14 protein-coding genes and 1 tRNA gene are annotated in these 17641 nt (G+C 65.5%); 11 read left to right on the forward strand and 4 right to left on the reverse strand.

All coding sequences use genetic code 11. The features are described from left to right. Nucleotides 1–3: 3 nt before the first annotated feature. The 11 genes from ACSU1L_RS11280 to ACSU1L_RS11330 all read left to right on the forward strand — a co-directional run bounded on the left by ACSU1L_RS11280 (nucleotide 4) and on the right by ACSU1L_RS11330 (nucleotide 12935). Nucleotides 4–1089: a DUF2207 family protein gene (locus ACSU1L_RS11280; RefSeq protein ID WP_439255866.1), complete on the forward strand. Its 1086-nt coding sequence runs from the start codon at nucleotides 4–6 to the stop codon at nucleotides 1087–1089. Between the two features lie 47 nt (nucleotides 1090–1136). After that, nucleotides 1137–1655: a hypothetical protein gene (locus ACSU1L_RS11285; protein ID WP_439255867.1), complete on the forward strand. Its 519-nt coding sequence runs from the start codon at nucleotides 1137–1139 to the stop codon at nucleotides 1653–1655. 48 nt (nucleotides 1656–1703) lie between these two features. Further along, nucleotides 1704–3935, forward strand: coding sequence for a DNA polymerase III subunit gamma and tau (locus ACSU1L_RS11290; protein WP_439255868.1), 2232 nt, complete (start codon nucleotides 1704–1706; stop codon nucleotides 3933–3935). Beyond that, the gene (gene recR / locus ACSU1L_RS11295) at nucleotides 3935–4528 is read left to right on the forward strand and encodes a recombination mediator RecR (protein ID WP_438255511.1); all 594 of its coding nucleotides are present in this window, start codon (nucleotides 3935–3937) and stop codon (nucleotides 4526–4528) included. The genes ACSU1L_RS11290 and recR overlap by 1 nt, the downstream gene beginning before the upstream one ends. A 34-nt stretch (nucleotides 4529–4562) precedes the next feature. Next, a complete protein-coding gene (locus ACSU1L_RS11300; protein ID WP_438255510.1) occupies nucleotides 4563–5477 on the forward strand; it encodes a DMT family transporter in 915 nt (304 codons plus the stop codon). Nucleotides 5478–5767: 290 nt separating this feature from the next. After that, nucleotides 5768–7054, forward strand: coding sequence for an aspartate kinase (locus tag ACSU1L_RS11305; protein ID WP_438255509.1), 1287 nt, complete (start codon nucleotides 5768–5770; stop codon nucleotides 7052–7054). Between the two features lie 164 nt (nucleotides 7055–7218). Next, nucleotides 7219–8289, forward strand: coding sequence for an aspartate-semialdehyde dehydrogenase (locus ACSU1L_RS11310; RefSeq protein WP_439255869.1), 1071 nt, complete (start codon nucleotides 7219–7221; stop codon nucleotides 8287–8289). A gap of 206 nt (nucleotides 8290–8495) precedes the next feature. After that, the gene (locus tag ACSU1L_RS11315) at nucleotides 8496–9965 is read left to right on the forward strand and encodes a malate:quinone oxidoreductase (RefSeq protein ID WP_439255870.1); all 1470 of its coding nucleotides are present in this window, start codon (nucleotides 8496–8498) and stop codon (nucleotides 9963–9965) included. 9 nt (nucleotides 9966–9974) lie between these two features. Next, nucleotides 9975–10628 carry a thymidine kinase gene (locus ACSU1L_RS11320; RefSeq protein ID WP_438255506.1) on the forward strand — a complete coding sequence of 218 codons (654 nt, stop codon included), beginning with the start codon at nucleotides 9975–9977 and terminating at the stop codon, nucleotides 10626–10628. A 311-nt stretch (nucleotides 10629–10939) separates the two neighbouring features. Continuing rightward, nucleotides 10940–11668 carry a FadR/GntR family transcriptional regulator gene (locus ACSU1L_RS11325; RefSeq protein ID WP_439255871.1) on the forward strand — a complete coding sequence of 243 codons (729 nt, stop codon included), beginning with the start codon at nucleotides 10940–10942 and terminating at the stop codon, nucleotides 11666–11668. A gap of 10 nt (nucleotides 11669–11678) precedes the next feature. Further along, complete coding sequence (locus ACSU1L_RS11330; protein WP_439255872.1) at nucleotides 11679–12935, forward strand: alpha-hydroxy acid oxidase; 1257 nt, start codon at nucleotides 11679–11681, stop codon at nucleotides 12933–12935. A 143-nt stretch (nucleotides 12936–13078) separates the two neighbouring features. Here the strand turns inward: ACSU1L_RS11330 and ACSU1L_RS11335 are convergent, their stop codons facing one another. The 4 genes from ACSU1L_RS11335 to ACSU1L_RS11350 form a co-directional block, all read right to left on the reverse strand. After that, nucleotides 13079–13834 carry an HAD-IIB family hydrolase gene (locus tag ACSU1L_RS11335; RefSeq protein WP_438255503.1) on the reverse strand — a complete coding sequence of 252 codons (756 nt, stop codon included), beginning with the start codon at nucleotides 13832–13834 and terminating at the stop codon, nucleotides 13079–13081. A 53-nt stretch (nucleotides 13835–13887) separates the two neighbouring features. Continuing rightward, nucleotides 13888–13964: transfer RNA gene (locus tag ACSU1L_RS11340), tRNA-Pro, on the reverse strand. 61 nt (nucleotides 13965–14025) lie between these two features. Further along, nucleotides 14026–14973, reverse strand: a complete 948-nt coding sequence (locus ACSU1L_RS11345) for a metallophosphoesterase (RefSeq protein WP_439256073.1) — start codon at nucleotides 14971–14973, stop codon at nucleotides 14026–14028. Next, nucleotides 14970–17591: a transglycosylase domain-containing protein gene (locus ACSU1L_RS11350; RefSeq protein WP_439255873.1), complete on the reverse strand. Its 2622-nt coding sequence runs from the start codon at nucleotides 17589–17591 to the stop codon at nucleotides 14970–14972. The genes ACSU1L_RS11345 and ACSU1L_RS11350 overlap by 4 nt, the downstream gene beginning before the upstream one ends. Nucleotides 17592–17641 lie beyond the last annotated feature (50 nt).

Raw genomic sequence — 17641 nt, forward strand, 5'->3', positions numbered from 1 at the left:
TCGGTGAGACCCGTCCTTCTCCTCATCACCATCGTGATCATCGTCGTGCCTGTGCTGATTCTGCTTGCACTCGCCATCGTGGCTCAGGTGCAGTCGCATCGGCTGCCGAACTCTCCTGGGCCGCGCTTCGCGCCGGAAGCTGAGGGGACGGTCATCCGCGACGCACTGCTGCTGAATCAGGACCGCAGAGCGATGGCCGCGGCTCTGGTCGACCTTGCAATCAGGCGGAAAGTGCGCCTGTTGCGCCCGGCCGCAGAAGATGGCAAGCGCGCTGCGATCTCGGTGGAGACGGTTGAAGGTGCGTCCTTCACGGCATCCGAAGTCGCGGTGTTGGAGGCGCTGTTCGGCCGGGAGAGCGCGTCCGAGCGAGTGCGCCGGTTCAGCTCGGACTCCCGGTTGCTCGGCCGTCGGGTGCGTGCGGTGCTGGATACCGAAGAGCACCGCGGCGTCAGCGCCGGGCTGATCGCGCAAGGCCGATGCACCTGGCCGGTTGTGCTGCTGCGGATCTTCGCTGCGGCAGGGGTGCTGTGCTCCCTTATCTGGATGCTCGGAACGATGTCTTCGGACACCGGGACGGACTGGCTCGCATTCAGCGCTGCGCTGGTGGGCTTTCTGGTGGTCCTCGCCGTGTTCTTCGTCATCCCCCGACCATGGCGACGGTTCACTCGCGAGGCTGAGCCGCTGCGTGCGCACCTGGCCGGGATGCGGGAGTACATCGATCTCGCGGAGAAAGAGCCGCTGCGGTTTCTGCAGTCGGTGCAGGGCGCTCTGCCGAGTGCGGATGTGTCAGCCGCAGCGCGGCATGAAGGTCTGGAACGGTTTCTGCTGAACGAACGGATGCTGCCCTACGCGGTGCTGTTCGGCATGGAGAAGTCGTGGCTGGCTGCGCTGGGGGAGCACGCCGGCGAGTTGCGCTCGACCGGCGATCTCGGAGACATCGGCGACATCGCCGATGCAGCATTCGAGGTTCTCGCCGTGATCGAACTCGTGGGCGGAGTGCTCCAGCTGGTGCGCTCGGTGGGGGAACTGGCGGATGCCGCAGGCTCTGCGGCCGAGTTCGTCGGCGGCGTTTTCGACGCACTGCCCTGATCGAGATGGCAGTCAACCCACGACGAATGCGCCTGCGGGGCTGCGCAGTGCTTCTTGCTGCGTTGCTGGGTCTCACCGCCTGTGCTCCGCCGTTTCCGGAGCCACCGAACACGATCGGCGCAGATTATCCCGGCGCGATCCCAGTGTCTGTCGCCTGGCCATCGGATTGGCTGGAGGGAGTCCCCGGCGAATCCCACGCGGCCGGCTGGCCCATCGTGGGGCTGCAGCTGGAGCATGTCAACGGGCGATGGATGTGGCGCGTGCGCAACCCCGACCCCGGTCGCGATATTTTCGGCGAATCGATTACGGAACCCGATCGGGCGAGAGAAGCTCTCATCGACGCCAGCACATTGACGCTGGTCGACGAGCGCCACGTCGTGCTGACAGAGGCAGAGCTCGCTGGCGTCGAGATGAGTGCCTACGAGGCCGCACAGCTTTCTGGTGAGGTCTATCCGGGCCCGCGGCTGATCGGGCTGACGCAGAAGAGTGAAGACGGGCGTACGGTCTGGGAGATCACCACCTACGACACGGAGGCCGGCGTGGTGTCGGTAACCACAGCGGGCTGACTGCACAGGACAGATCCGGATGTCAGCGGTACGCCGTAGGCTGTTGAGGTGACCACAGCCCTGTACCGCCGATACCGGCCTGAGAACTTCGGCGAGATGATCGGGCAGTCCCAGGTGACTGACCCGCTGATGACGGCGCTGCGCAGCGACCGAGTCGGGCACGCGTATCTTTTCTCCGGCCCCCGCGGATGCGGAAAGACCACGTCAGCTCGAATTCTCGCGCGCTGTCTGAACTGTGCAGAGGGCCCCACGGACACCCCGTGCGGCACCTGCCCGAGCTGTGTCGAACTGTCCCGTGCAGGCGGCGGATCGCTGGACGTCGTCGAGATCGACGCCGCCAGCCACAACGGTGTCGATGATGCGCGCGACCTTCGGGAGCGGGCGACATTCGCCCCCAGCCGCGATCGGTTCAAGATCTTCATCCTCGATGAGGCGCACATGGTGACCCCACAGGGGTTCAACGCGCTGCTGAAGCTCGTCGAGGAGCCGCCGGCGCACGTGAAGTTCATCTTCGCGACGACCGAACCCGACAAGGTTCTCGGCACCATCCGCTCACGCACGCACCACTACCCGTTCCGTCTGGTCCCACCGGCCGCAATGCTCGACTACGTCGAAAAGCTGTGCGTCGAAGAGGGCGTGCAGGTCGCGCAGGGCGTACTGCCGCTTGTCGTGCGCGCCGGTGGCGGCTCGCCTCGTGACACGCTGTCGCTGCTTGACCAGCTGATCGCCGGTTCCGACGGCGACTCGGTCGCCTATGAACGCGCGGTCTCGCTGCTGGGCTACACGCATGGTGCGCTTCTCGATGAGATCGTCGACGCGCTCGCATCGGGAGATGCCGCCGGAGCCTTCACCGGTATCGACCGGGTCGTGCAGACCGGACAGGATCCGCGCCGGTTCGTCGATGACCTGCTCGAGCGGCTGCGAGATCTGATCGTGATCGCCGCGGTCGGCGACGGCGCCTCGGCAGTGCTGCGCGGGCTCGCCGAAGACGAGCTGGCGCGCATGCGCGCGCAGGCTGCGGCCTATGGCACTGCGCGGCTTTCCCGGACGGCCGATGTCGTCAGTGCGGCACTGGATGACATGGCCGGCGCCACGTCTCCCCGCCTGCACCTGGAGCTCATGATCGCCCGCGTGCTCAGCGCCGTCGGTACAGGTTCGGCGGTGGATGTTGCGCCCGCTGTGGCTGCGGCTGTGGCTGCTGCTGCGGCTGTGCCCGCTGCCGCCGCTGCTCCGGTCGCGGCTGTGCCTGCGGCTGCTCCGGTCGCGCCCGCCATTCCGAAAGCTGCACCCGAACAGCCGACCCCGGACGCTGCGCCCGCCATTCCGAAAGCTGCACCCGCGCCGGTAACCCCGGACGCCGCATCACCGACTCCGAAAGCTGCGCCCGCACCCGCACCGTCGCGCCTGGACGCTGCCCCTGTGCCAGCTGAACCAGCCGCTGCTCCGGTCGCACAGTCGGCCCCGGAGTCCGCGCCCGCGGCATCCGGCCCGGTCGACTTCGCTCGCATCCGCGCGGCGTGGCCAGCCATCCTCACCCGACTCGAGGGCCTCAGCCGGATGTCGTGGCTGCTGGTCACGACGGTACAGCCGCTCGATTTTGATTCCGACTCCGATGTGCTGACAGTGGGCTTTGTCAACCAGCAGGACGTCGCCCAGTTCAAGGGCACGAAACCCGGTGACGGGGCATCCGATCACCTGCGCACGGCCATCGAACAGGAGCTCGGCGTGCGAGTGAAGTACCGCCCCGCGCCGCTGCCTCCGACGACGTCCGCGCACGCGGCTGCGCCCGCACCTGTGCACACGGCTCCAAAGCAACCGCAGCAGTCCGCACCGCAGAAGGCAGCGCCATCGACGCCCGTGACTGAGTGGGCAGTTGCCGCGATCCCTAGTGCGGACCCCGTGGCGGTACCGCAGCAGTTCCCGGTCGATGAAGAGCCCGCTGAGGTGGAAGCATCCGCACCGCTGCCTCCGCGTGATGGTGTGCCGGATCGTGACGAGCCGCCGCTGCCCGGCGACGATGACGCTCCGTACCCCGATGACGAGCCACCGTACGAGCCGCCGAGTTCGTATCAGGCTTCCGCTGCGAAACCTGCCGCACCCGCCCCGCAGGCCGCGGCACCGGACGCCGCACCCGCCCCGCAGCGCGCCGCGCCCACCATCACGACCCGCACGCCGGGCAACGGGGGAGTGCAACGCTACGGCGAGGCCGTCATTCGACAGGTCCTCGACGCCACTTTTGTGCGCGAAGAGCCCTATGAGCCCCCGACGAGGTTCGCCTGATGTACGACGGCATCGTTCAGGAACTGATCGACGAGTTCGGTCGGCTGCCCGGCATCGGTCCGAAATCCGCGCAGCGCATCACCTTCCATATTCTGCAGACGCCGTCATTCGACGTGGCGCGGCTGTCTGAGCTGCTCTCCGAGGTGCGTGCGCGCGTGCGCTTCTGCGAGGTCTGCGGAAACGTCTCCGAGCAGGATCGCTGCACGATCTGCCGTGATCCGCGCCGCAACCCCGCGTTGATCTGCGTTGTCGAAGACGCCAAGGATGTGTCGGCGATCGAACGCACCCGTGAGTTCCGCGGGCTGTACCACGTACTGGGCGGTGCGATCAGTCCGATCGCGGGCGTCGGCCCCGACGACCTGCGCATCACACAGTTGATGACGCGCCTCGCCGATGGCACCGTGCAAGAGGTCATCCTCGCCACGAACCCCAACCTCGAGGGCGAAGCAACCGCCAGCTACCTCAGCCGATTGCTCACCACGATGCAGATCACGGTCTCGCGTCTGGCATCCGGTCTGCCTGTCGGCGGTGACCTCGAATACGCAGACGAGGTCACTCTCGGCCGCGCGTTCGAAGGACGACGCACGTTGTGAACAGCAGTCAGCGCGGCAGCCTTCGGGCGATGCGATGAACGCTCACGGCGGCTTCACCCGAAAGGGCTGGCTGCTGTTCGGCGCCATGGGATTCCTGTGGGGCATCCCCTACCTGTTCATCAGCATCGCCGTCGAGTCTTACTCTCCGCCGGCGATCGTCGCCGGCCGCGCGATCATCGGCGCTCTCGTGCTGCTGCCGTTCGCTCTGCGCAGCGGTGCATTGAAGCCGGCGCTGCGTAAATGGCCGTGGGTGCTGGCCTTCGCCGCCGTCGAGATCGCCGGGCCCTTCGTGCTGCTCGGCCATGCGGAGATGAGCCTGCCGTCAGGTCTCACCGGACTCCTGGTCGCCACCGTTCCGCTGTTCGCCGCGCTCATCGCACTCGGCGGAGGTGATCGCGGTGTACTCCGCCCCGCGCGCGCGATCGGTCTCATCATCGGATTCGCCGGCGTCACAGTCGTGGTCGCGGGCCCCGCACTCGCGCACGGCAATCTGCTCGCCGCTGGTGAGGTGCTGCTGGTGGCGGTGCTGTATGCGATCGCCCCATTCATCGTGGCGAAGAAGCTGGGAGATGTGCCATCGATCGGCGTCATCACGCTGGCACTGATCGCCAACGGCATCTTCTACCTGCCGATCGCGCTGGCTACGCAGCATCAGGTGCCCACCATCGCCGCCACGGCATCGCTGGTGATCCTGGCAATCGTGTGTACGGCGGTGGCATTCCTGGTGTTCTTCGCACTCATCCGCGAAGTCGGCCCGGTGCGCGCGCCGCTGTTCACCTACGTCAACCCGGTCGTCGCGATCATCCTGGGAGCGATCGTCCTCTCCGAGCCACTGACCCCGGGGCTGCTGATCGGCTTCCCGCTCATCATCATCGGCTGCTGGTTCGCTGGAACAGGTGGGCGCCTGCGTCCCCGCGAGCGCGTACTCGCGCCGCCGCAGACGCCCTGAACCCGATCCTCAGAGCTGCGATTCGACGCGCGCACCTTCGCGCGCACCCGTTTCGCGGGCTGGTGGCTGGGCACGCTCAGCATCCTCTGGCTCGGGATGCTGTTCGTCTCAGCCGAATTCGTCTGGCTCGCCTTCCCGCTTCTGCCGCTGGCGGGGCACCTGCTTCACACCTGGGCATCGGTCAGATTCGCTGGGTCTGCGCTGAAGCGCCGTCACATGCATTTGGCAGCATACGCAGCGAAAGTACAATGGCCCCTGGGCGGAACTGCCCGAAATCCCTGGGAGTGAACGTGGCCCTCATTGTGCAGAAGTATGGCGGCTCGTCCGTCGCGAATGCCGAAAGCATCAAACGCGTAGCCAAGCGCATCGTCGACACCAGACGCGCCGGGCACGACGTCGTCGTGGCGGTAAGCGCCATGGGCGACACCACCGACGAACTGCTCGAACTCGCCGACCAGGTGGCGCCGATCCCCGCGCCGCGTGAACTCGACATGCTGCTTTCCAGCGGCGAGCGGATCTCGATGGCGCTGCTGGCCATGGCGATCCACTCGATGGGCTTCGAGGCTCGATCATTCACCGGCAGCCAGGCAGGCATGATCACCGACGACCACCACGGCTCGGCGCGCATCGTCGATGTCACCCCGGTGCGCCTGCGTGAAGCGCTCGATGAGGGCGCGATCGTGATCGTCGCCGGATTCCAAGGCTTCAACCGCGACACCCGCGACATCACCACGCTCGGGCGCGGGGGATCGGACACGACCGCCGTCGCACTGGCCGCGGCACTGAATGCCGACGTCTGCGAGATCTACAGCGACGTCGACGGCATCTACACCGCTGACCCGCGTGTCATCCCGCAGGCGCAGAAGCTCGACCACGTCTCGAGCGAGGAGATGCTGGAGCTGGCAGCCAACGGCGCGAAGGTGCTCTACATCCGCGCTGTCGAGTTCGCACGCCGCCACGGTGTGCTCATCCACGCCCGCTCGACGTTCTCGTCGAGCGAAGGCACATACGTTCTGGGCGAGGGTATGAAGAACCCCCGCGAAGCTGAGGGAGAAGTCATGGAAGAACCGATCGTCGCAGGTGTGGCCACCGACATGGGTCAGGCGAAGATCACCGTCGTCGGCGTCCCGGATGTTCCCGGAAAGGCCGCCGAGATCTTCAAGATCGTCGCGAAGTCTGGTGCAAACGTCGACATGATCGTGCAGAACGTGTCTGCGGCGGCGACCGGCCGCGCCGACATCTCGTTCACCCTGCCGAAGGGTGACGCCTCGACCGCACTGAAGGCGCTGGCCGCTGAGCAGTCCGAAGTCGGTTTCGATAGCCTCATCCACGACGACCAGATCGGCAAGCTCTCGGTCGTCGGGGCCGGAATGCGCGTGCACTCCGGTGTATCTGCGACTCTGTTCGAAGCCCTGTCGGTTGCCGGCATCAACATCGAGATGATCTCGACCTCCGAGATTCGCATCTCGGTCGTGCTGCGTGACACCGATCTGGCGGATGCGGCTCGCATCGTGCACACCGCCTACGGTCTCGACGGCCAGGTGGAAGCCGTCGTTCATGCCGGCACCGGCCGCTGACGCTTCGATCCCTGAGACTGTTGGTCCCTGAGCCTGTCGACCCCTGAGCCTGTCGAAGGGTAGACTCGCGAGAACCCTGACATCGGCGCCAGGCGCGGCATCCGCATCCCGACGCCGTGCCTTGCGTCTCGTTCGCTGTATTGCATGACGCCAAGGAAACTCTCATGACCCGCATCTCTGACTCAGGACACTCCGTCGCCATCGTCGGCGCCACCGGCCAGGTGGGCACCGTGATTCGCGAGATTCTCAGCGAGCGGGCGTTCCCAATTCGGGAGTTGCGACTGTTCTCCTCGGCTCGCTCGGCGGGCAAGACCATTGCGTACGCCGGCGTCGACGTTGTCGTCGAGGACGTCGAGACAGCGGATGCTTCGGGCATCGACATCGCGCTCTTCTCGGCAGGAGCCACGGCCAGCCGTGCCTACGCCGACCGATTCGCAGCGGCAGGAGCGGTCGTCATCGACAACTCCAGCGCGTGGCGCAATGACCCCGAGGTTCCGCTCGTGGTCAGCGAGGTCAACCCGCACGCGATCGATGAGCGTCCGCGCGGCATCATCGCCAACCCGAACTGCACCACCATGGCGATCATGCCGGTGCTGAAGCCGCTGGCAGAAGCAGCAGGCCTCGAGCGCCTCATCGTCTCCACTTACCAGGCCGTTTCCGGCTCTGGCCTTGCTGGTGCGCAGGAGCTGCTCGGACAGGTCGAGAGCGTCCTCGCCCAGGGTGACACCCTGCGCCTCGTGCACGACGGCTCGGCCGTCGAGTTCCCGGCGCCGAACAACTACGTGGCTCCCATCGCTTTCGACGTCATCCCGCTGGCCGGATCCGTCGTCGAAGACGGACTGAACGAAACCGACGAAGAGAAGAAGCTGCGCAACGAGAGCCGCAAGATCCTCGGGCTGCCGGGACTGCGGGTCGCTGGCACCTGTGTGCGTGTTCCTGTCTTCACCGGACACTCGCTGTCGATCCACGCGGAGTTCGCCGAAGACATCACGCCCGAGCGTGCACGCGAGATCCTCGCCGAGGCTCCGGGTGTCGCGCTGGAAGAGGTTCCGACACCGCTGCATGCGGCAGGCAAAGACCCGAGCTTCGTCGGTCGCATCCGCGCCGACCAGTCCGCGCCGGAGAACAAGGGCCTCGTGCTGTTCGTGAGTAACGACAACCTCCGCAAGGGCGCAGCCCTCAACGCTGTGCAGATCGCCGAGATCGTCGCAGCTCGCCTCACCGTAGCCGCGTAACGCGCGCTGCTTGCGCTGCGCGGGCGGCTGCCGCTGCTGCGCTGGGTACACCTGTCGGTCGGTATCCACAGATGTCGGCCGTTCCAACGTGTCTCGGCTGACATCCGTACTTTCGGCTGACATCTGTGCCGCCGGAAGGTCGGATATCGGATGCCGGATGCTCGTCGGTGGTTCTGGGTGTACGGCCGGCGAACTAGGATGGACGGGTGACTGAATCCGTCGACGTTGTACTCATCGGTGGTGGCATCATGAGCGCCACCCTGGGCGCCCTGCTGCACGAACTGCAGCCGGACTGGAAGATCGTCGCCTACGAGCGACTGTCGGATGTGGCCCAGGAAAGCTCCAACCCGTGGAACAACGCGGGCACCGGCCATGCCGCCCTGTGTGAGTTGAACTACATGCCCCGAACCGATGGTCCGCTCGACCCGGCCAAGGCTGTCTCGATCAATGAGCAGTTCCAGCAGAGCAGGCAGTTCTGGTCGTCGCTGGTCAAGCGCGGTGTGCTCGACGAGCCCTCGACCTTCATCAACGCTACCCCGCACATGACATTCGTGCAGGGCGAGAAGGACGTCGCCTACCTCAGGGACCGCTACGAGGTGCTCAAGAAGCAACCGCTGTTCGACGGCATCGAGTACAGCGAAGACTCTCGTGTGATCAACAAGTGGGCGCCGCTGCTGATGCAGCAGCGCCGCAAGGGCGAACCCTTTGCCGCTACGCGCGTGCCCGCCGGCACTGACGTTGATTTCGGCGCACTCACCCACCAGCTTTTCGACCATCTCAAGGCCAACGGCGTGGAACTGCGCACCAACCACGAGGTCCAAAAGCTGAAGAAGCAGAAGGACGGCACCTGGAACGTCAAGTTCCGCAACAGCCTCGGCCGCACCCCCGGGCAGGTGAACGCGAAGTTCGTGTTCGTCGGCGCTGGCGGTTGGGCGCTCAAGATGCTGCAGCGCTCCGGCATCCCCGAGATCAAGGGCTACGGCGTCTTCCCGATCGGTGGACAGTTCCTCAAGACCTCGAATCCGGATGTCGTCGCGAAGCACAAGGCGAAGGTGTACTCGCAGGCATCCGTCGGCGCGCCGCCGATGTCGGTGCCGCACCTGGACACCCGTGTCGTCGACGGCGAAGCGTCGCTGCTGTTCGGTCCGTTCGCGACGTTCAGCCCGAAGTTCCTCAAGAACGGCTCGATGCTCGACATCGTCACCCAGGTGCGCACGCACAATTTGTGGCCGATGCTCCGTGTCGCGTTCGCGAATCCTGATCTGATCACGTACCTCCTCGGCGAGCTGACCAAGACGCACCGTAAGAAGGTCGACAGCCTGCGTGTCTTCATGCCCACGGCGAAGGACGAGGACTGGACTCTCATCGAGGCCGGTCAGCGTGCGCAGGTCATGAAGAAGGATGCCAAGAAGGGCGGCGTGCTGCAGTTCGGAACCGAGGTCGTCTCGGCCGCGGACGGCTCGATCGCAGGACTCCTTGGTGCATCGCCCGGAGCATCCACAGCCGTGCCGATCATGCTCCAGCTGTTGCAGAGCTGCTTCCCCGAGCAGTACACCGGGTGGGAGCCTGCGCTGCGCGAGCTCATTCCGACGTACGGCCAGAAGCTGAACGACGACGCCGCTGCGGCGGAAGAATCCGTCGCCTCGACCGCCGCCACGCTCAACATCTGGAAGTAGCACCGCGCCGTGGCGAAGCTCTACTTCCGCTACGGGGCGATGAACTCCGGCAAGTCGACCTCGCTGCTGCAGGCCGCGTACAACTATGAGGAACGCGGTCAGCACGTGCTGCTCGCCAAGCCCGAGATCGACACCAAGGGTGCGAATCAGGTCGAGAGCCGACTGGGCATGACCCGCGAGGTCGACTTTCTGATTCCGTCGGACGGTGACGCTCGCGCGCTGTTCCACGCAGAACGAGAGCGGATGCAGCAGCGAAATGCCGAGGGGCTGATCCCTGCCGACCCGATCGATGTGGCCTGCCTGCTGGTGGACGAGGCGCAGTTCCTCAGTGCGGCGCAGGTGGATGACCTGTTCCGCATCGCCGTGGATGACGGCATCCCCGTCATCGCCTACGGCATCCGCAACGATTTTCTGACCCACGCTTTTCCTGGCTCCGCGCGACTGCTCGCGATCGCGCACTCGCTGGAAGAGCTGAAGACGATCTGCCGTTGCGGTCGCAAGGCCGTGTTCAACGGACGAGTGGTCAGCGGAAGCTTCGTGTTCGACGGGGACCAGGTGGCGATCGATGAGGGCACCGGTGGGGGAGCACCCGCCGATGTCGTCACCTACGAATCGCTGTGCGGAAACTGCTACCTCGAAGAGTCCGGCGGACGCCTGGGCTGAGCTCCGCCCGCTCCCGCTCCCGCTCCCGCTCCGACCCGACCACTGTCGACCGTTTTCACCTGCTCCGGTCGCACTTGGTGTCGCTAAACGCGCGTCATAGCGACACCAAGTGCGACCGGAGCGGGGATTGAGGATGCGGCGGCCGGATGCGGCGACTGGATGCGGCGGCCGGAAGCAACGACCGGGACGAAGCGACTGGATGCGGCACCGTGCGAACCGGGGGCACTTTGCGTGGTCAGACCACACGCGCTAACCTGTGGTCTGACCACAGTTCAGTGCGCACGAGCGCACTCGACGTACTAGGGGGCAACATGGCAGCGCCAACGACGCAACGCGCCTGGCGCATCGTGCTCGAGCACATCGAGCGCGACCTCCTCGAGGGGCGTCTCGGCCCCGGCGATCGACTGCCGTCCGAACGCGATCTGTCCGCAGACCTCGGCGTCGGCCGCTCGAGCGTCCGTGAAGCACTGCGCGTCCTCGAAGTTATGGGGCTGATCCGCACCGCGACCGGCTCCGGGCCCCAGTCCGGCGCGATCGTCATCGCCACACCCGGTGGGGGCATGTCGGCGCTGCTGCGCCTTCAGGTGGCCGCACAGGGCTTCGCACTGGCCGATGTCGTGAAGACACGTCTGGTTCTCGAGGATGCGGTCACAGCATCCCTTGCAGCCGACCCCGAGCGCGACCTCGCCGACGCGCATCATCTGCTCGACGTGATGGATGCCGACAGCCTCAGCCCAGCCGAGTTCCTCGCCCTCGATGGGCAGCTGCATTTGGCTCTGGCCGAAGCATCCGGAAACACCGTGATCGCCGCCATGATGGCGGGACTTCGCACCTCCATCGAATCGTACGTGCAGGCCGGGGCCGAGGGCATCCGTGACTGGGAAGCGATGGTTCAACGCCTGCGTGACGAGCATCGCGCGATCGTCGCGGCGATCGATGCTGGTGAATCGGATGCTGCGCGCACCCTGATCCACGACCACATCACCGGCTATTACACGACCGCGGGGCTCAGCCGCGCGACGTCGACCGACATCCACTGAAAGGACCAGCATGGTCAAGCGCCAGTTCCCGAACCCGGTCGAGATCCTCGATCTGATGAAGTTCAAAAAGCCCGAGCTCGACGGTAAGAAGCGTCGGTTGGACGCAGCGCTCACGATCAACGATCTGCGCACGATCGCCAAGCGTCGCACGCCCAAGGCTGCATTCGACTACACCGATGGCTCGGCCGAGGGCGAGGTCTCGCTGACGCGCGCACGGCAGGCGTTTGAGGATGTGGAATTCCACCCCGGAGTCCTGAAGCCCGCGCCCGACGTCGACACCTCCGTCGAGATTCTCGGCGGACCGAGCGCGCTACCGTTCGGCATCGCGCCGACCGGATTCACGCGCCTCATGCAGACCGAGGGAGAGGTCGCGGGTGCGGGAGCTGCTGCGGCCGCGGGCATCCCGTTCACCCTGTCCACACTGGGTACGACCTCGATCGAAGGCGTAAAGGAGGCGACCCTCGCAGAGCCTCAGGGGCCGGTTCCCGGGCGTAACTGGTTCCAGCTGTACGTCATGCGCGATCGTGAGATCTCGTACGAGCTCACCCGCCGCGCGGCTGCCGCCGGCTTCGATACTCTGCAGTTCACGGTGGACACACCGGTGGCTGGCGCCCGGCTCCGCGACAAGCGCAATGGTTTCAGCATCCCCCCGCAGCTCACGCTCGGCACGATCATCAATGCGATTCCGCGTCCGTGGTGGTGGTTCGATTTCCTCACGACCCCGAAGCTCGAGTTCGCGTCGCTCAGCACCACCGGCGGCACCGTCGGTGAGCTGCTGGATGCGGCAATGGACCCGACGATCAGCTATGACGACCTTGAGGTCATCCGTGGGCTGTGGCCCGGCAAGATCGTCATCAAGGGCGTGCAGAACGTGGAGGATGCCGTCAAGCTGCGTGACAGCGGCGTCGACGGTGTGGTGCTGTCGAACCACGGCGGACGCCAGCTGGACCGCGCTCCTATCCCGTTCCACCTGCTGCCGAAGGTGCGAAAGGCCGTCGGTGACGACTTCACGGTGATGATCGACACCGGAATCATGAACGGGGCGGACGTCGTGGCAGCCGTCGCGCTCGGCGCCGACTTCACGCTGATCGGGCGGGCATACCTGTACGGGCTGATGGCGGGCGGGCGCCAGGGTGTCGACCGCACGATCACGATCCTGCGCACGGAGATCGAGCGCACGATGCGTCTGCTCGGAGTCTCGTCGCTGGCAGAACTCGAGCCCGGTCACGTCACGCAGTTGCAGCGCCTGATCCCGGTCGCGAAGTAGCCCCGGTCATCATTCGTGTCACAGAAGTGGCGGGTGTCGGGCTACCGCACCCGCCTCTTTTGTGACATGGGCCGCGGTCGTGTCTCAGAAGCCGAGGGTCGGATGCTGTCACACCCGCAGGTTCTGTGACATACCCATCCCGGCTACAGCGAAGGAAGCAGCTCGTCGAGTTTGTCGGCGGTGTCCTGCCAGCCTTCGACCGCGATCGAGCGCACGCCGAGTGCGAGCACCGGGTAGTCGTTGCCGCCCTCATCCAGGCGGTCGCCGTAGAACAGCATATCGCTGAGCGCGATGGCGGTGTGCTCGGTCAGCGCGGTCATACCGTAGGCCTTGTCGATGCCCGATCGGGTGATGTCGATCGAGGTCGAACCGCCGGCGCGGACTTCCAACTCGGGCACGCGGGCGGCGACAGCATCCCGCAGTGCGAGGCGCTTCTCGCCGGTCGGATCCCACGCGTGCTTCGCGTCTCCGGGGGCTTTCTGCCCCAGCGCCGAGAAGGTGATCTGCGAACCGCGATCCTCGAGGATATCTCCCCACGGGTTCTCTTCCCACAGCCCCAGCCGCTCGGCCTCTTCGCGCAGCGCGAGCAGGGCAGCGCTCTTCTCCTCATCGGAGAGATCGTGGGCGTAGACGGTTGCGAACTCGGTGCCGTTGTGGCGTAGATAGCGCGTGCCGCAGGTGGGCAGCAGGTGCAGGCGGCTGAGTGCCGCAGCATCCGTTTCTCCGAGCTGGTTGATCACCTGCGTGCGGAACTGCTCCTCGTTGCCGCCAGAGATGATGGCCACCTCGACGCGGCTGAGCAATGAGCGCAACTGCGCAGCGATGCGCGGGTCGATCGGGCTCTTGGAAGCGGCAAGCGTGTCATCGAGATCGAAGGCGACGAGACGAGGCGTGGTCATAACTCTCCAGATGATATGGGGAAGGCCGCCCCGGAGGGCGGCCTTCCTGCAACTGGTCGGGGTGACAGGATTTGAACCTGCGGCCTCTTCGTCCCGAACGAAGCGCGCTACCAAGCTGCGCCACACCCCGTTGCAACCGTTTGAGTCTACAGGGAAAACCGCTGCACACCGAATCCGGGGCGGCATCCAAGTTACGCGGGCGTGTCCATCGCCGTGAGCGTGAGCAGCGTCGCCTCAGGTCGGCACGCGAAGCGAACCGGCGCATAGATCGAGTGCCCGCATCCGGCGCTGACGTTCAGCGGGATGGTGCGTCCGCCATGGTTCCAGGTGCTCAGACCCTTGGCCTGCTTCAGCGGGATGTCGCAGTTGGCTACGAGCGTTCCGAAACCGGGAAGACAGACCTGTCCGCCGTGGGTGTGCCCGCCGAAGATGGCGTCAGCGCCGACGTCGGTGAAGCGGTTGAGCACACGCTGGTAGGGGGCGTGTGTAACGCCGAGCAGGGGGATGCTGGCATCCCGGGCGCCGAGCGATTCTATGGTGGCCGGCACCGAATCGAGGTCATCCCAGTCCCGGTGCGCGTCGTTGACGCCAAACAGGTCGATGGTGAGGCCTGCAACGTCCAGGCGGGCGGCCGCATTGTTCAGCGTGGACCAGCCGAGTTCCTCGATGAGGTAGGAATCCAGTGCGGCGGTATCGAGCATCTCGGGGTCAAGGTGGCGCTCGGACGGTCCCAAGAAATAGCGCAGCGGGTTGCGGGGGGTGGGCCCGAGTACGTCGTTGGAGCCGTGTACGAATACTCCCGGAACGCCAGCGAAGGCATCGAAGGCGCGACGGATGCCCTGCAGTCCGTCGCGGTGTCCGAGATTGTCGCCGGTGTTGATCACCAGATCGGGTTCGAGCTCTGCCAGAGAGGCGAGCCAATCCTGCTTGCGGCGCTGCCACGGAGCCATGTGTGCATCGGAGATATGCAGAATGCGCAGCGGCCGCGATCCGGCAGGCAAGGCCTGAGCGGATGCCTCGCGCACCGTGAACAGGTACCGTTCGATGCCGATGCCCCACACCGCGCACGCGGCGCCCACTGCCCCCACCGCGCCGAGCGCGATGAGGGCAGGATGAGCGGAGCGCGAGGCTGCGGTCAGCAACGGACCGTCACGGTTGTCGACTTGGTCGCAGCGCTGCCGGCCGCCGGGTTCGTGCTCTTGACTTCAGCGTCTTCCTTCGAGCAGGAGCCGTGCGGCGCGACGTTGCCGAAGCCAGCGGCGTTCAACGTGTTGATCGCGTCGCCGAGCTCCTGGCCGGTGACGTCGGGTACCGTCGATCCCTGACCGTTGCTCGGCGAGATCGTCACCGTCGCGCCACCGGGAGCCTTGCCGGCACCCGGATCCTGCGCGGCCACGAGACCCTCGGCGATGTCGCTGTCGATCGGTGCGCCGTCCTGCACGGAGAAGCCTGCCTGCTGCAGAGTGCGTCGGGCGTCTTCCATCGTCAGACCGACGACACTGGGCAGGTCGGTGAGGACGACGCGGCTCAGGTTACGGTCCGGCGCCGGGAACCGCTCGCCACCGCCAAGCAGCTGGTTGGCGGCGTACTGCATGTCGCGAGCGATGTAGTAGCGGGCGTCCGTCATCGCGCCCTTCTGGGACAGCCACCGGATGCTCGCGAAGATGCCCTTTGTCGGATCATCCGGATCAGGAACAGTGTTCCACCGGCCGACCCAGACTGCCGTGGTGGCCTTGGTGCTGGACTCGATCATCATCGTCGAATAGTCCTGGTGCGTACCGGTCTTGCCGATCAGCGGGGTGCCATCGCCGGGATTGCCCCTCGCGCCGGTTCCGCCGTTCATCACACTGGCGAGTGCGTAGGCTGCGGTGGCGGCAACTTCAGGCGTGATGACCTGCTTGCAGGAGGAAGCGGGCACCTCCATCTCGGTGCCGTCCTGGCGGACGACACGGTCGATCGCGCGCGGCTCGCAATACACGCCCTTGTTGGCGACAGCGGCATAGGCGCCGGCCATGTCTAGCGGTGAGATGAACTTCGACCCGAGTACGTCGTAGGCCAAGTTTTCTTTCGTGGTCTTGTCTCCGTTGGCGAGTTGGACGCCCATCCGATCGGCCACGGCATTGATATCGCAGATGTCGAGTTTGGATGCCATCGCGAAGAAGCCTGAGTTCAGCGAGTTCCGGGTAAACGTCATCGGCGTGCCGGTGTAGCCGGCCTGGCCGTTGAAGTTTCCGATCTCCTTGGTATTGAAAGGGGCCAAGCCTGGGCCGCATGAGGCGGTCATCTGCATCACGCGGTTGTTGCCGTTGAGGGACTCGTTGACCGAGTGCCCCTTCTCGAGCCAGTCGAGCAGCGTGAAGAGTTTGTAGGTCGAGCCGACGGGGAAGCCACGGGATCCACCGTGATCCTCGTCTGAAGCGAAGACCAGAGAAGTGTACGCCTGGTCGCCGTCGTCGGTCTCGCGGAAGAGCGTGTTCTGCGTCATGGCAAGAACGCGGCCGGTGCCTGGTTCTACGGTCACTCCGGCAGCACCCAGATACTGGTTGTCAAGATTGGCACCCACGTAGGTGCGCATCGAGTCGATCGCCGGCTGCTGCACGCGCATGTCGAGCGAAGTGTAGATCTCCAGGCCGTCGCGGAACAGTGCCTTCCGGCGGGCTTGCTGGGCCTTTGACGGGTCCTCATCGTCGCCGAACATCGGGTTCTCGAGAACCATTGTCTTCGCGTACTGGCAGAAGTAGGCGTTGTCCTGCGCAGCCGCACAGCCCTGAATCGGATCAGAGGGCACCGGAGTGATCGGAGAAGCGTCAGCCTCATCGAACTGGGCCTGGGTGATCTTGCCGAGTTCGAGCATGCGTCCGAGCACATAGTTGCGGCGATCCAACGCGGTCGCGTAGCCATCGGCCGCGGAGTTGTGCGCGACGCCGTCCTTGTCGGTCCACGAGCCCTCAGGCTTATCGATGCGGTAGGTGTTCGGATTCTGCACGATGCCAGCCAGAGTCGCCGCCTGTGCGAGTGTGAGGTTGGCGGCCGTGGTGCTGAAGTAGCGGTTCGCGGCGGCTTCGATGCCGTAGACGGTTCCGCCGAAGCTGGAGATGTTCAGGTAGCCGAGCAGGATGTCGTTCTTCGAGTAGTCCTTCTCGATCTGGATCGCATAGCGCATCTCCTGCAGCTTGCGCTCGATCCCGTCGCTGCCGACCGCGTTCGCGGCATCCCACCAGCACTGCTCGATCGCTTCGGCGTATTTCTGCTGGGCTTCCTCGCCGTCTCCGGGGAGAACACCTTGCTCGCACTGTTGGATGAGCACGTTCTTGACGTACTGCTGACTGATCGTCGACGCACCGCGCGACGAGGTGCCGTTGAGGTTGTCGATGAGCGCCTTCGCCGTGGCGCCGATGTTGACGCCGCCGTGCGTGTAGAAGTCTTTGTCCTCGCTGGAGAGGATCGCGTCGTACATGACCGGGGCGACCTGATCGAATTCGACCTGGGTGCGGTTCTGGTCGTAGAAGGTGGCCATTACGAACGGCTGCCCGTCCAGGCCGGTGCCGTACAGCTTGCCTGGCTCCATCGGAGCATCGGGCTTCAGGTACGACGGCAGCTTGTCGAACAGGTCGAGTGCTTGCGATCCGGCGGCACCCGCGACGGCCAGAGCAGGGGTGACTGTCGCGGTCACGAGAACTCCGGCGACAGCCGCGAGCCCGACCAGGCCGAGAAGGCCGCCGAGCACGCCTTTCGCCGTACGATTCTTCTGAGGCATACGCTAGATCGTAGGGGATTTCCCTGAATACAACCTTTGACGCGCGGTTC

The organism is Microbacterium sp. A94 (assembly GCF_051842855.1).
In the GTDB taxonomy this organism is placed as follows: domain Bacteria; phylum Actinomycetota; class Actinomycetes; order Actinomycetales; family Microbacteriaceae; genus Microbacterium.